Here is a 13,070-nt window from a genome sequence, read left to right as displayed (position 1 = left end):
TCCACTGTACGGCGAGGGGGCCTCGCTCGGTCAGCGGCCTACGTCGGCCAGTTTGGCGCGCAGCTGGAGGACGGACTTGGTGTGGATCTGGCTGACGCGGCTCTCGGTGACGCCGAGGACGTGGCCGATCTCGGCCAGGGTGAGGCCTTCGTAGTAGTAGAGGGTGACGACGGTCTTCTCCCGCTCGGGGAGCGTGTTGATGGCGCGGGCGAGGAGCCGGCGCAGTTCGCGGTCCTCGGCGACCTCGACGGGGTTGTCGGCGGCGGTGTCCTCGAGGGTGTCCATGAGGGAGAGCCGGTCGCCGCCTTCGCCGCCGACGTGCAGGAGCTCTTCGAGGGCGACCACGTTGGCGAGGGACAACTGGCTGAAGACGGAGTGCAGTTCCTCGAGGGTGACGCCCATCTCGTCGGCGACCTCGGCCTCGGTGGGGGTGCGTCGCAGCTGGGCTTCGAGGGTGGCGTAGGCGCGTTCGACGTTGCGGGCCTTCTGGCGGACGGAGCGGGGGATCCAGTCGAGGGCGCGGAGTTCGTCGATCATGGCGCCGCGGATGCGGGTGATGGCGTAGGTCTCGAATTTGATGGCCCGCTCGACGTCGAACTTCTCGATGGCGTCGATGAGTCCGAAGACTCCGGAGGAGACGAAGTCGGCCTGCTCCACGTTGGAGGGCAGGCCGACGCTGACGCGTCCGGCGACGTATTTCACGAGGGGTGAGTAGTGCAGGATCAGCTGTTCCCGCAGCCGTTCGTCGCCGGTGTCCTTGTAGGAGCGCCACAGTTCGTCGAGCGAGGTCGGTGCGGGCGGTCGCACGGTGCCCCGGGCTGCTGGGGGCACCGCAGCGCGGTCAGACCCGGAGGTGTGCTGGGGCATGCGTCGCCTTGAGCCGTTCTGCTGTCGGGTGCGAAGGGGTCGTTACGGTCGTCGGGCTGGGGATCCTCGTGAGCGTAGCGTGAGTGGGCTGTCGCGGTGCGCGAACGTCTGTGGATCGCGCCGGTCCGGGTGGCTGCCGTCGCCCACATCTTCGAACGGGGGCCGTGGCGCGGGTCGGCCCCTCGGGTGCGGCCGAGAGAACTCGATTGCTCATCGGCTTCACCTTTTCACCCGAATGCTCCGGGTCAAGTACCGCCATGCCGGGCGTTCGAGGGTTGTGTCCGTCTGTTCGTCAACCGCCAGTCGTCGTGTTGTCGCTCGACGAACCCGAGGGAGTGGAGTTCGTAGAGCTTGGCGAGGGTGTGGTCGGGGTCGGCGGCGGCGCGGGCGGCGATGTCGGCGAGGGGTGCAGGGTGGTGGCCGGGGAGGGCTTCGAGGATGCGGGTGGTGTCGGGATCGAGGAGGTCGCGGGGCAGTACGGGGCCGTGGCGGGGTGGGGCGAACTGTCCGAGGTCGCCGACGAGTTCGATGATCTCGGCGGCGTCGGTGACGAGGGTGGCGTCGCCGCGGAGGAGTTCGTGGACTCCGGCGGAGAGGCCGCTGGTGACGGGTCCGGGGACGCCCATGGTGTGGCGGCCGAGGTCGGCGGCGGCGCGGGCGGTGACGAGGGAGCCGCTGCGGTATTCGGCTTCGACGACGACGGTGCCGCGGGTGAGGGCGGCGATGACGCGGTTGCGGAGGATGAAGCGGCTGCGGGTGGGGTGGCCGCCGGGTGGCAGTTCGCCGATGACGAGGCCTTGTTCGGTGATGCGGCGGATGAGGGCGGCGTGGCCGCGGGGGTAGGGGACGTCGACGCCGCAGGCGAGGACGGCGACGGTGGCGCCGCCGGAGCCGAGGGCGCCGCGGTGTGCGGCGCCGTCGATGCCGAAGGCGGCTCCGGAGACGACGACCCAGCCGCGTTCGGCGAGGCCGGCGGCGAGGGTGGCGGCGGTGTGGGCGCCGTAGGGGGTGCAGGCGCGGGCGCCGACGACGGCGACGGAGCGGAGGGCCCAGGTGCGGAGGTCGGCGGGGCCGCGGACCCAGAGGCCGATGGGCCGGGTGTCGCCGAGGTCGTCGAGCTGGGTGGGCCACTCGGTGTCGCCGGGGATGAGGAAGCGGGCGCCGAGGCGGGTGGCGTGGTCGAGGTCGCGTTCGGGTGTGGCGGTCCGGGCCCGGCGCTGCCAGCTCGCGATCCGCTTGTCGCTGGTGCCGGGGAAGGCTGTGCGGTCGTGTGCGCGGTGGCTGGTGGCGGCGGCGTGTGACCTGCCGTGGTGTGTCCTGTGGGCTTCGGGGCGGGTGAGGAGTGTCCTGTCGCTGTCGTTCGTCTCGCCTCCTGGGTGGGTGAGGAGTGTTCCTTGGCTGTGGTGTGCGGTGCCGCGGGCGTCGGGCGGGTCTCCGGTTGCCGGGAACGGGGCCTCGTTGTCGGCGTCGGCTGGGGGTGTCTCGTGGTCGCCGTCTGTGAGGAGTCGGAGGAGGTGTGTCGCGCCGTGGCGGCGTAACGCGCGGCCGGCGTGTGCGTCGCCGGGTTCGATGATGTGGGTGAGGGCGGCGCGGGCGAGGCGTTCCTCGTCGGGCGGGGTCGTCATGACCACTCTCCTGTGGCTCCGGCGGTGGCGGGGACGCCTCGGGCGATGCCGGTGCGCAGTTCGAGGGCGAGGGCGAGGTCTTCGCTGTCGGGCCGGTCGTGGCCGGCGAGGTCGGCGACGGTCCAGGCGACGCGGAGGACGCGGTCGAGGCCGCGGGCGGTGAGCAGGCCGCGTTCGATGTCGCGTTCGGCGGAGGCGAGGGCTCCGGGTGCGGCGGTGAAGCGGGTGCGGAGTTCGTGGCCGGGGACTTCGCTGTTGACCGTCCAGGGTGTGCCGGTCAGGCGGGCGGCGGTGCGGGCGCGGGCTTCGCGGACGCGGTCGGCGACGGTGGTGCTGGGTTCGCCGCGGCCGCCTTGGCCGAGGAGGTCGCTTCGGGTGACGGGTTCGACTTCGACGCGGAGGTCGACGCGGTCGAGGAGGGGTCCGGAGAGCCGGGCCTGGTAGCGGCGGATGACGGATGCGGGGCATTCGCAGCCGGTGCCGTGGAGGGTGTGGCGTCCGCAGGGGCAGGGGTTGGCGGCGAGGGCGAGGAGGAAGCGGGCGGGGAGGCGGACGACTCCGGCGGCTCGGGCGACGACGACGTGTCCGGATTCGAGGGGCTGGCGGAGTGCGTCGAGGGATTTTGTGGAGAATTCCGGTGCTTCGTCGAGGAAGAGTACGCCTCTGTGGGCGAGGGAGACGGCGCCGGGGCGGGGCAGTCCGTTGCCGCCGCCGATGAGGGACTGCATGGTCGCGGAGTGGTGGGGTGCGCAGTAGGGCGGGCGGTGGACGAGGGGTTCGCCGGGCGGGAGGATGCCGGCGACGGAGTGGACGGCGGTGACTTCGAGGGATTCCTGGCGGGTGAGGGCCGGGAGGATGCCGGGGAGTCGTTCGGCGAGCATGGTTTTCCCCGCGCCGGGTGGTCCGGTGAGGAGCAGGTGGTGGCCGCCTGCTGCGGCGATCTCCAGGGCGCGGCGTGCGGTGTGCTGGCCGGCGACGTCGGCGAGGTCGGGTCCGTCGCCGGGGTCGGCGGCGAGTCCGGTGCCGATTCCGGCGCCGGGGACGAGGAGTCCGGCGAGCATGGGGTCGGGTCTGCCGTTGTCGTGGGGTTCTTCGTCGGGGACGGGTTCGTCGGCGAGGACGGCGATGAGCTGGCGCAGGGTGCGGACGCCGAGGACGGAGACTCCGGGGACGAGGGCGGCTTCGCCGGCGGTCTGTTCGGGGACGACGACCTGTCGGTAGCCGGCGTCGGCGGCGGCGAGCACGGCGGGCAGGACGCCGCGGACGGGCCGGACGCGGCCGTCGAGGCCGAGTTCGCCGATGAGGACGAGGTCGGCGATGGTGCGGGGGTCGATGCGTTCGGCGGCGCCGAGGACGGCGGCGGCTACGGCGAGGTCGAAGCCGGATCCGCCTTTGGGGACGGAGGCGGGGCTGAGGCCGACGGTGAGTTTCTTCTGGGGCCATTCGGCGCCGGCGTTGACGATGGCGGCGCGGACGCGGTCGCGGCTTTCGGTGAGGCTTTTGTCGGGGAGTCCGACGAGGGTGAAGGCGGCGACTCCGGCTTCGAGGTCGGCCTGGACCTCGACGACGACGCCTTCGACGCCGACGAGGGCGACGGAGCAGGTGCGGGCGAATCCCATTCAGGCCACCCCCTGGGCGTGGGTGATGACGGGTGCGCCTCGGCGGGGCAGGATGACGCCGATGAGGTCGATGCGGACGGCGCCGCCGGCGGGTGGTCCGCCGTGGGTGTCGAGCCAGCGGGCGGCGAGGTGCCTGAGCCGCTGGGCCTTGCGTGGGGTGACGGCTTCCATGGGGTGCTGGAAGCTGCCGTCGCGGCGGGTCTTGACCTCGCAGAAGACGAGGGTGTCGCCGTCGCGGGCGACGATGTCGATCTCGCCGGCCCGCCCGCAGCGCCAGTTCCTGGCGAGGATGTGCAGGCCGGTCGCGGCGAGTGTGCGGGCGGCGACGTCTTCGCCGTACCGCCCGAGTGCTCCGGTTGCGTTCATTCAGTACCACCTCCGGCACCGACTGTGACGCACCGCTGCTCAGCGTGTGCTGGGCTGTGGACAGTCGGCCGGTTGTGGATAACCGGGCCACTCGTTCGGGTGGTTTCCGCTGGTGTGCGGTGGCGGGCCGCGCGGGTGGTCTCAGCTGCCGGGGAGCTCCAGGTCGCTCTTGTTGAGCTCCTCGATGTTCACGTCCTTGAACGTGAGGACGCGGACCTGCTTGACGAACCGAGCCGGCCGGTACATGTCCCAGACCCAGGCGTCGGCCATCGAGACCTCGAAGAACACCTCGCCCTGGACCGAGTGGACCTGCATCTCGTAGTCGTTGGTGAGGTAGAACCGCCGCTCGGTCTCGATCACGTATTTGAACAGCCCGACGACGTCGCGGTACTCCCGGTAGAGCTTCAGCTCCATCTCGGTCTCGTACTTCTCGAGGTCCTCGGCGCTCATGGCATGTTCCCCTTCAGCCGTGCGTCCCCCTATTGTGCGCCAGTCGCCCAGGCCCCTAAACGATTTCCGGGGCGAGATCGAGCGGCGTGCTCGGGGGTCCTTCGTCGAGCAGCGTGTCCAGCAGCTCGGCGAGTCTGTTGGGGTACACCGTCTCACGGGCCGCCAACAGTTCGGCGGAGGTCCACCATCTCAGGCCCGCGACGCTCCGGGCCTCCAGCTCGGTGAGCCCGCCGGGGGCGGTGGCGGTCTGGGTGGTGCGGGCCAGGTAGTACCACTCCTCCTGGTCCCAGCGGCGTCCGGCGAAGGGGAACGAGCAGTAGCGCCGCCACAGCACCGGGCCGAGCTCCACGTCGGTGATGCCGGTCTCCTCGGCGAGTTCGCGCAGGGCGGCCTGCTCGCGGGTCTCGTCTCCTTCCAGACCTCCGCCGGGTGTGAACCACCAGGTCTGGGTGGGGTCGTCGGGCTCGTAGCCGTGGATGAGGAGGATGCGGTCGTCGGGGTCGAGCAGGACCACACGCGCCACCCGCCGCCGCTCGGTCGCCTCCGCCGCGCCGGTCGCCTCCGCGGCGCCGGTCGCCTCCGCAGCGTCGCGCACCTCGGCCGCCTCGGCCGCCTCGACCGCCTCGGCCGCGTCGACCGCCTCGCCGCGCACCTCGGCCGCCGCCGTCGCGCTGCCTTCGTCCCCCGCCGTCATGCCTTCACCCTGTCCTCGGACTTCCCCGCGGCCGCCGCCGCGGGCTTCACGGAGCCGGAGCCCAGGCGCCGGGCCAGCGGCCCGTACGCGGCTCCGGCCAGGATCAGTACACACCCGGCGACGATCGCGGAGAAGAGCGGCACGACCGGGCCGGGCCGCGAGATGCCGCCCGGCAGCTCGGCGAAGCCGGCGGGCCGCTCCAGGACGCCCTTGGCGGGCCAGGCGACGGCGTCGACGCGGCCGAGGACGGCCGAACGCGGCACCGAGCCGTGGCCGGCCTCCTGGAGGTGGGCGCGGGAGTCCATCGAGGTGTGCCGCTCGTCGCCGAGCAGGAAGAGGTTTCCTTCGGGCACGGTCGCGGAGAAGTTCTGCCCGGACGCGGCCTTCCCGGCCTGCAGATACGGTTCGTCGACCGGCTTGCCGTTGATGGTGAGCCGGCCGTCGGCTCCGCAGCAGGCGACGGTGTCGCCGCCGACGCCCACGACGCGCTTGACCATGGTCACGTTGCCCCAGAGCGGGTCCTGGAAGACGACGACGTCGCCGCGCTTGACGTCGGCGCCGTCGACGCGCTCCGCGAGGACCTTGGAGCCGACGTCGAGGGTCGGCGTCATCGAGTCGCTGGGCACCGAGAAGGGCTGGTAGAGGACGGCCCCGACGACGAAGCCACCGAGGAAGAGCACGAAGCCGACGGCCACGGCCAGCCCCGACAGGACATTGCCGAGGCGGCCGTGGCCGTTCTTCGTACGCGGTTCGACGCTCATGGGCACCTCGGGCTTCGGGAGATCCGCCGGCCGTCCGTACGACGGTCCGGGACGGCACCCTACCCGCGGGTCGCTACCGAGCGGTATGGGCACGCACCGCACTCCGGAACACGCTCCCGCCCCCCCCTGGCCCGCTCCCCGCTCCTCCGCGGCATGGCCCGCTCCTACGCGGCGGCGCGCCTCCTGCGTCGCCACAGCACCAGCGGAAGCGCCCCGGCGAAGCCGAGCGCGCCCGGGGCGACGGCCAGCGCCTGGCTGAGTCCGGGCTGGTCGAAGGTCTCCGGGACGGGCAGGGTGGCCCAGCGGCTCACCGGCCAGGCGATGACCACGGCCCGGCCCACGACCTCCTCGTTGGAGACGGTGCCGCCGCCCGCGAGCTCCATGTGGAAGCGGGAGTCGAGCGAGTTCTGCCGGTTGTCGCCCATGACCCAGATGCGGCCCTCGGGGACCTTGACCGGGCCGAAGGCCGGATCGCAGGGCACCGAGCCGGGGTGGAGGTAGGAGCTCTCGTCCAGCTCCTTGCCGTTGACGACGACCTTGCCGCCCTCCTTGCAGGAGACGGTGTCGCCGCCGACCGCGATGACCCGCTTGATGAGGTCCTTCTCCTCGGCGGACGGCATGAGGCCGATCCAGCTCAGGACCGTCTGCACCACGTTGGGCTCGGGCGTGTTGCCGTCCTCGAGCCAGCCGCCCGGGTCGTGGAAGACGACGACCTCGCCGCGCTCCGGCTCCGAGCCGAACCACGGGGTGAGCTTGTCGACGAGGACCCGGTCGCCCCGCTGGAGCGTGTTCATCATCGAGTCCGAGGGGATCGAGAACGCCTGCACCAGGAAGGTCTTGATCAGCAGCGCGAGCACGAGCGCGATGCCGATGAGCAGGGGCAGTTCCTTCCAGAAGGAACGCGGCTTCTTCGGGGCGCGGCCGCGCCCCGACGGACCCTCGTCCCCGCCGCCGTCGCCGCCGTCCGCGTCCCCGGTGCCGCCGCCGTCACCGGCCGGGCCGTCGGCAGGGCTGCCGGCGGGGATGCCTGCGGGACCGGCGGCCGGGTCGTCGGCGGGGATGCCTGCGGGACCGCCCGCCGGGCCGGAGCCCGGCAGCGCGCCCTGGTCCGGGCGGTGCTCGGAGCCCTGGACCGGGTGATCGCCCTGGTGGTCGCCCGGTCGCCGGTCGGAGCGTGGATCGGGGTCCGGGCGGCCCGTGGAGTCATCCGTCATGGCCGCCGCCGACGGGACGGGCCGCTCGGGCCGTTTGTCGGGCTCGCCGTGTCCGGATCGTGCGCCGACGGCCAAATCCCCCACATCCACTCCTCAGTCCGTGCAATCGCCCGCCCCGGAACAGGGACAGGCCCACCACTCCCATAACGAGCAGAAGTTCCGCAGGGGTCGGGAGCCGGGGCAATCCGTTCAGATCATGCTGGGAAACACTATGCGACACGCCCCGCGCCGCGGCCGCGTCCGCCCCGCCGCGGCTCGCTGCCGGTTCGGGTACGGACGCGAAGGTCGCGCGCTCTTCGAGCCTGCGCCAGTGGCCGACCGGCCAGGCGATGACGACGGCCCGGCCGACGATCCGGTCCTCCGCGACGGTGCCGTGCTCCGGCTCGTCGAGATGGAAGCGGGAGTCGGCGGAGTCGGAGCGGTGGTCGCCCAGCACGAAGACCCTCCCCTGCGGGACCTTCACCTCGAACGGGATCTTCGAGGGCTCGTTCCCCGGGTGCAGATACGGTTCGTCCAACGCTACGCCGTTGACGGTGATCCGCCCGTCGGCGCCGCAGCACTTCACCGTGTCCCCGCCGACCGCGACGACCCGTTTGATCAGGTCCCGCTCGTCGGCCGAGGGCAGCAGCCCGATGAAGGTCAGCGCCTGCTTGAGCTGTCTGAGGCCCACCGGGTCGTCGGACGGCGGCGCGGTCTCCTGCTGGAGCCAGTTGCCGGGGTCCTCGAACACCACGACGTCACCGCGCCGCGGCTTCGAGCCGAACCACGGAGTCAGCTTGTCGACGAGCACCCGGTCGTCGATCCGGATCGTCTGCTCCATCGAGCCGGACGGGATCACGAACGCCTGCACCAGGAAGGTCTTGAGGACCAGGGCGATCAGTACGGCGACGGTGACGAGGAGCGGGATCTCCGTGATGGCGGAGCGCCGGCGCCGCCGCTTGACCTTGCGGGCGAGCCTGCGTCGCTCGGCCCGCCCCGGAGGCGTACGGCCCGGACCGTCCGGCGCGGAGCCTTCGGCCCCGCGGCGGCCGGCGGGCGCCTTGCCCCGCCTACCCATGGCCGCGCCCGCGCCCCGTCGCGTGACCGCCTCCGGTCCACTGCGGTACGGAGGCGAAGGCGTCGGTCTCCGGCACGGTGGACCAGCGGCCGAACGGCCAGCCGATCCAGTCGGCGCGGCCGACGACCTTGTCGACGGGGACCACGCCGCCGCCGGGCTGTCCGAGGTGGTCGCGGGAGTCACTGGACTGGCTGCGGTGGTCGCCCATCACCCACAGGGTGCCGTCGGGTACGACGATGTCGAAGGGCACGCTGGACGGCTGGTCGCCCAGCATGACGTACTGCTCGCGCACGGGGACGCCGTTGACGGTGATCCGGCCGTCCTTGTCGCAGCAGACCACGCGGTCGCCGCCGGTGCCGATCACCCGCTTCACGAAGTCGGTCTCGTCGGGCTCGGCGAGGCCGAGGGCCGCGGCGGCGTCGTGGAGCAGACCGGTGACCGGGTTGCCCGTGGTCTCCTCCTGGACGAAGGAGCCGGTGCCGTCGAAGACCACGACGTCACCGCGGCGCGGCTCGCTGCCGAAACGGTACGCCAGCTTGTTGACGAGGATCCTGTCGCCGATCTGGAGGGTGGGCTCCATCGAACTGCTCGGGACCAGGAACGGCTGGAGCACGAAGTGGCTGAACAGCAGCAGGAAGACCACGCAGGCGAGGCCGATGGCGCCCGTGCGGCGCCAGGTCAGGAAACCGGACGGCTCGCCCGCCTCTTCCTCCGGAGCCTCCGTCCCGTCGGAGGCCCCGGGCCCCGTCCCGGAAACGCGCGCGGAGCGCGACCGCTCCTCCTCGCCGGAGGAGCGGCCGCGCTCCGTGTGCTGTGCTTCGGTGTCCATCGGGGGCGAGCCTATCCCGCCACCCTGTGGGCCGACGCTCAGTTGTCGCGCTTCTCCTTGATCTTGGCGGCCTTGCCGCGCAGCTCACGCAGGTAGTAGAGCTTGGCGCGACGGACGTCACCGCGGGAGACGAGCTCGATCTTCTCGAAGATCGGGCTGTTCACCGGGAAGGTGCGCTCGACGCCGACGGAGAAGGAGACCTTGCGGACCGTGAAGGTCTCGGAGACGCCCGAGCCCTGACGGCGGATGACGACACCCTTGAACTGCTGGATACGGGAGCGGTTGCCCTCGATGACGCGAACGTGGACGTTCACGGTGTCACCCGGACGGAAGGCCGGGACGTCGGAACGCAGCGAAGCGGCGTTGACCTGGTCGAGCAGGGAGGCCATGGAGGTCTCTTTCCTCGCTGATGCCACAGGTCATCAGCGGTATGTACGAATGATGGTTGATCGCCGTCCGTACCTGGCGGGCGTCGTTCCCCCTGTGGCAGGGGCGCGCGCCGGACGCACGGCAGCGGCCTATTCTTCCACGCCCTCCGGCCTGCGCCAAAATCGGCCGCCGGGCTCCGGGGCCCAGCCGAGCATGGAGAGGATCTCCCGGTCCTTCTTGTCGAAGGCGGCGGGGTCGCAGCGCTCGATCAGGTCCGGGCGGTTGGCGGCGGTGCGCCGGAAGGCCTCGTCACGGCGCCACCGGGCGATCTTGCCGTGGTGTCCGCTGAGCAGCACGTCCGGGATGCCGCGGCCGCGCCACTCCGGGGGCTTCGTGTAGACGGGGCCTTCCAGGAGGTTGGCCATGGCGCCCGGGGCGAAGGAGTCGTCGCGGTGCGACTCGGCGTTGCCGAGGACGCCGGGCAGCAGCCGGGCCACGGCCTCGGTGATCACCAGGACGGCGGCCTCGCCGCCGGCCAGGACGTAGTCGCCGATGGACACCTCGTAGACCGGCATCCTGGTGGCGTACTCGTCGATCACGCGCCGGTCGATGCCCTCGTAGCGCGCCGGCGTGAAGACCAGCCAGGGCCGCTCGGAGAGCTCGACGGCGAGCTCCTGGGTGAAGGGGCGGCCGCTGGGCGTGGGGACGACGAGGACGGGCTCGTGCGCGCCGGCCTCGAAGCCGTCCGCGAGGGTCTGGTCGAGGGCGTCGCCCCAGGGCTCGGTCTTCATGACCATGCCGGGGCCGCCGCCGTACGGGGTGTCGTCGACGGTGTTGTGCCGGTCGTAGGTCCAGTCGCGGAGGTGGTGGACGTGGACGTCGAGCACGCCGCGGGCGCGGGCCTTGCCGACGAGCGAGACGTTCAGCGGCTCGAGGTACTCGGGGAAGATCGTGACGACGTCGAGGCGCATCAGGAGGCGTCCTTGCCGGCGTCGGGGTTCTCGTCCTCGTCGGAACCCTGCTCGGCGGCTCGGTTCCCGGCCTCGGCCTCGACGCCCGCCTCGGCCTCCCCCGCCTCCGCACCGGCCTCCTCCTCGCGCGCGGACGCGACGACGGCCTCGCTGTCGTCGATCAGGCCGGGCGGCGGGGCGATGACGGCACGCTGGTTCTCCAGGTCGATCTCGGTGACGATCTCCGAGACGAAGGGGATCATCAGCTCGGTGCCGTCGGGCCGTTCCACGATGAACAGGTCCTGGGACGGCAGGTGGGAGATCTCGGAGATGACGCCGATCGCGGTGCCGTCGGCGAGGACGACGTCGAGGTCCACGAGCTGGTGGTCGTAGTACTCGTCCTCCTCCTCGGGCAGTTCGTCGGGGTCGACGTCGGCGATGAGGAGGGTGTTGCGCAGGGCCTCGGCCGCGTTGCGGTCCTTGACGCCCTCGAAGCGGAGCAGCAGCCGGCCGCTGTGCACCCGGCCGGCCTCGATGGTCAGCGGCCCGGCGGAGGCCGGGTCGGTGTGCAGGACGGCGCCGGGTCCGAGCCGCAGCTCGGGCTCGTCGGTCCGCACCTCGACGGTGACCTCGCCCTTGATGCCGTGGGCGCGGCCGATCCGCGCGACTACCAACTGCACTGGTGATCTCTCCTGTCGTACGGCAACGGGCCGGGGAGGGCGGTCAGCCCTCCCCGGCCCGTGCCGGTGTCAAACTTTCAGCGGACCTGGTCCACGTCGACGAGGTCGACGCGGATGCCACGGCCGCCGATGGCGCCCACGACGGTGCGCAGCGCACGCGCGGTGCGGCCGTTGCGGCCGATCACCTTGCCGAGGTCGTCCGGGTGGACCCGGACCTCGAGGACGCGGCCACGGCGCAGGTTGCGCGAGGCGACCTGCACGTCGTCGGGGTTCTCGACGATGCCCTTCACGAGGTGCTCGAGAGCCTCCTCGAGCATGATCAGGCCTCGGTCGACTCAGCGGCCTCGGCCGGAGCCTCGGCCTCGTCCGCCTTGGCCTTCTTGGCCTTGGGGGTGATGGCCTCACCCTTGCTGTCGTCGCCCTCGAGGGTCTTGGCGAACTCGTCGAAGGAGGCGCGCTTGGCTTCCTTGGTCGCCGGGGCGAGCAGCGGCTTCTCCGGGGCCGGGAGGCCCTTGTGCTTCTGCCAGTCGCCGGTGAGCTTCAGGATGGCGAGAACCGGCTCGGTCGGCTGGGCGCCGACGGACAGCCAGTACTGCGCACGCTCGGAGTCGACCTCGATGCGCGACGGGTTGTACGTCGGGTGGTAGAGGCCGATCTCCTCGATCGCACGACCGTCCCGGCGGGTGCGGGAGTCGGCGACGACGATGCGGTAGTGCGGCTGGCGAATCTTGCCGAGGCGCTTGAGCTTGATCTTGACTGCCACTGGAGTGGTGTCTCCTGGTCTTGACGTGGTTGGGCACTTGAGATGCCACGTGGGGTTGCGGTACTCGGGTGCCCGATGGACGCGTCAGTCGGAGGAGAGAGGGGTCCTGTGCGACTGTCGAGTACAGCTAGCCATTGTGCCACACGCCGCGGGGCCGACCGCGCGCGGTCCACCGGCCCCGGGTCCCCCGGCCCCGGGTCGGCCGACCTGGGGTCAGCTCGCGGCGCCCACCGTCTCCGGGATGCGGAACGGCTTGCCGCAGCCGCCGCAGACGATCGGCGCCTGGGCGAGCACGGACGGCACCACGCGCACGTTGCGCCCGCAGTCACAGACGGCCTTGACGCGGACGCCGCCGCCCGAGGAGCCGTGCCGGGCGGCCGGTCCGCGGAAGGAGCGCTTGGTGTCGGCGGCGGTCGCGACGGTGTGGGCCTTGAGCGCGCGCTGGAGGCGCTCGATGGTGGGCCGGTAGCGCCGCCTGGCCTCCGGGTTCAGGGTGACCAGGGAGAAGCCGCTGCTGGCGTGCGGCTCCTCGGGATGGTCCAGGCCCAGCTCCTCGGCGATCGCGAGGAATCTCCGGTTGTGATAGCGGCCGGCCCGGGAGGTGTCGCGGACACCTCGGGCGGCGGCGATGCCATGGACTGCCTCGTGGAGCAGTCGCTCGAAGGAGAGCTCGGCGCCACAGGCGGACGAGGACTCTCCGATCAGGGACTCGGGCGCGGCAAGGTCGGGCAGCTCGGGGTGGTGCCGCTGAATGTCGGCCCACGCCTGTGCCAGCTCTGCGGCGAGAACAGGTGGTGTCGTGCTCACGTCGGGTACAACGAGCCGG

At 72.0% G+C, this 13,070-nt stretch carries 16 protein-coding genes; all 16 read right to left on the bottom strand.

Annotated elements, in window-relative coordinates; translation table 11 throughout:
• Positions 1–30: 30 nt before the first annotated feature.
• The 16 genes from whiG to ACFVGS_RS15390 all read right to left on the bottom strand — a co-directional run bounded on the left by whiG (position 31) and on the right by ACFVGS_RS15390 (position 13,051).
• On the bottom strand, positions 31–867 hold the full coding sequence (gene whiG, locus ACFVGS_RS15465) for an RNA polymerase sigma factor WhiG (RefSeq protein WP_128977543.1): 837 nt from the start codon (positions 865–867) through the stop codon (positions 31–33).
• Between the two features lie 245 nt (positions 868–1,112).
• Positions 1,113–2,492, bottom strand: coding sequence for a DNA-processing protein DprA (gene dprA, locus ACFVGS_RS15460; RefSeq protein ID WP_385692703.1), 1,380 nt, complete (start codon positions 2,490–2,492; stop codon positions 1,113–1,115).
• Positions 2,489–4,111: a YifB family Mg chelatase-like AAA ATPase gene (locus ACFVGS_RS15455; RefSeq protein WP_384421833.1), complete on the bottom strand. Its 1,623-nt coding sequence runs from the start codon at positions 4,109–4,111 to the stop codon at positions 2,489–2,491. The genes dprA and ACFVGS_RS15455 overlap by 4 nt, the downstream gene beginning before the upstream one ends.
• Positions 4,112–4,477 (bottom strand): YraN family protein, encoded by a 366-nt coding sequence (locus ACFVGS_RS15450; protein WP_384421831.1) that lies wholly within the window; start codon positions 4,475–4,477, stop codon positions 4,112–4,114.
• Positions 4,478–4,618: 141 nt separating this feature from the next.
• On the bottom strand, positions 4,619–4,927 hold the full coding sequence (locus tag ACFVGS_RS15445) for a DUF2469 domain-containing protein (RefSeq protein ID WP_005311352.1): 309 nt from the start codon (positions 4,925–4,927) through the stop codon (positions 4,619–4,621).
• 55 nt (positions 4,928–4,982) lie between these two features.
• Entirely contained in the window at positions 4,983–5,450 is a 468-nt protein-coding gene (locus ACFVGS_RS15440; RefSeq protein ID WP_385692724.1) for an NUDIX hydrolase, read from the bottom strand.
• Positions 5,451–5,617: 167 nt separating this feature from the next.
• Entirely contained in the window at positions 5,618–6,382 is a 765-nt protein-coding gene (gene lepB, locus ACFVGS_RS15435; protein ID WP_385692702.1) for a signal peptidase I, read from the bottom strand.
• 164 nt (positions 6,383–6,546) lie between these two features.
• A complete protein-coding gene (gene lepB, locus ACFVGS_RS15430) occupies positions 6,547–7,671 on the bottom strand; it encodes a signal peptidase I (RefSeq protein ID WP_385692723.1) in 1,125 nt (374 codons plus the stop codon).
• The gene (gene lepB, locus ACFVGS_RS15425; protein WP_384421825.1) at positions 7,586–8,653 is read right to left on the bottom strand and encodes a signal peptidase I; all 1,068 of its coding nucleotides are present in this window, start codon (positions 8,651–8,653) and stop codon (positions 7,586–7,588) included. The genes lepB (ACFVGS_RS15430) and lepB (ACFVGS_RS15425) overlap by 86 nt, the downstream gene beginning before the upstream one ends.
• On the bottom strand, positions 8,646–9,482 hold the full coding sequence (gene lepB, locus ACFVGS_RS15420) for a signal peptidase I (RefSeq protein ID WP_385692701.1): 837 nt from the start codon (positions 9,480–9,482) through the stop codon (positions 8,646–8,648). Before lepB (ACFVGS_RS15420) ends, lepB (ACFVGS_RS15425) begins: the two co-directional genes overlap by 8 nt.
• Positions 9,483–9,520: 38 nt before the next feature.
• Complete coding sequence (gene rplS / locus ACFVGS_RS15415; RefSeq protein WP_384421821.1) at positions 9,521–9,871, bottom strand: 50S ribosomal protein L19; 351 nt, start codon at positions 9,869–9,871, stop codon at positions 9,521–9,523.
• A gap of 129 nt (positions 9,872–10,000) precedes the next feature.
• Entirely contained in the window at positions 10,001–10,822 is an 822-nt protein-coding gene (trmD, locus tag ACFVGS_RS15410) for a tRNA (guanosine(37)-N1)-methyltransferase TrmD (RefSeq protein WP_384421819.1), read from the bottom strand.
• Positions 10,822–11,481 carry a ribosome maturation factor RimM gene (gene rimM, locus ACFVGS_RS15405; protein WP_385692700.1) on the bottom strand — a complete coding sequence of 220 codons (660 nt, stop codon included), beginning with the start codon at positions 11,479–11,481 and terminating at the stop codon, positions 10,822–10,824. Before rimM ends, trmD begins: the two co-directional genes overlap by 1 nt.
• A 77-nt stretch (positions 11,482–11,558) precedes the next feature.
• Positions 11,559–11,798 carry an RNA-binding protein gene (locus ACFVGS_RS15400; RefSeq protein ID WP_056566048.1) on the bottom strand — a complete coding sequence of 80 codons (240 nt, stop codon included), beginning with the start codon at positions 11,796–11,798 and terminating at the stop codon, positions 11,559–11,561.
• A gap of 2 nt (positions 11,799–11,800) precedes the next feature.
• Positions 11,801–12,244 carry a 30S ribosomal protein S16 gene (gene rpsP, locus ACFVGS_RS15395; RefSeq protein ID WP_384421815.1) on the bottom strand — a complete coding sequence of 148 codons (444 nt, stop codon included), beginning with the start codon at positions 12,242–12,244 and terminating at the stop codon, positions 11,801–11,803.
• Between the two features lie 213 nt (positions 12,245–12,457).
• Complete coding sequence (locus ACFVGS_RS15390; RefSeq protein ID WP_384421813.1) at positions 12,458–13,051, bottom strand: hypothetical protein; 594 nt, start codon at positions 13,049–13,051, stop codon at positions 12,458–12,460.
• Between the last annotated feature and the right edge of the window lie 19 nt (positions 13,052–13,070).

Origin of the sequence: Streptomyces sp. NPDC127114 (assembly GCF_042677525.1) — a bacterium.
Taxonomy (GTDB): domain Bacteria; phylum Actinomycetota; class Actinomycetes; order Streptomycetales; family Streptomycetaceae; genus Streptomyces.
This window is presented reverse-complemented; position numbering and strand designations above follow the sequence as displayed.

Bases quoted from the DNA above. Each gene is read 5' to 3' on its own strand.
- whiG (WP_128977543.1), bottom strand. From the start codon at position 867: ATGCCCCAGCACACCTCCGGGTCTGACCGCGCTGCGGTGCCCCCAGCA.
- dprA (WP_385692703.1), bottom strand. From the start codon at position 2,492: ATGACGACCCCGCCCGACGAGGAACGCCTCGCCCGCGCCGCCCTCACC.
- ACFVGS_RS15455 (WP_384421833.1), bottom strand. From the start codon at position 4,111: ATGGGATTCGCCCGCACCTGCTCCGTCGCCCTCGTCGGCGTCGAAGGC.
- ACFVGS_RS15450 (WP_384421831.1), bottom strand. From the start codon at position 4,477: ATGAACGCAACCGGAGCACTCGGGCGGTACGGCGAAGACGTCGCCGCC.
- ACFVGS_RS15445 (WP_005311352.1), bottom strand. From the start codon at position 4,927: ATGAGCGCCGAGGACCTCGAGAAGTACGAGACCGAGATGGAGCTGAAG.
- lepB (WP_385692702.1), bottom strand. From the start codon at position 6,382: ATGAGCGTCGAACCGCGTACGAAGAACGGCCACGGCCGCCTCGGCAAT.
- lepB (WP_384421825.1), bottom strand. From the start codon at position 8,653: ATGGGTAGGCGGGGCAAGGCGCCCGCCGGCCGCCGCGGGGCCGAAGGC.
- lepB (WP_385692701.1), bottom strand. From the start codon at position 9,482: ATGGACACCGAAGCACAGCACACGGAGCGCGGCCGCTCCTCCGGCGAG.
- rplS (WP_384421821.1), bottom strand. From the start codon at position 9,871: ATGGCCTCCCTGCTCGACCAGGTCAACGCCGCTTCGCTGCGTTCCGAC.
- trmD (WP_384421819.1), bottom strand. From the start codon at position 10,822: ATGCGCCTCGACGTCGTCACGATCTTCCCCGAGTACCTCGAGCCGCTG.
- ACFVGS_RS15400 (WP_056566048.1), bottom strand. From the start codon at position 11,798: ATGCTCGAGGAGGCTCTCGAGCACCTCGTGAAGGGCATCGTCGAGAAC.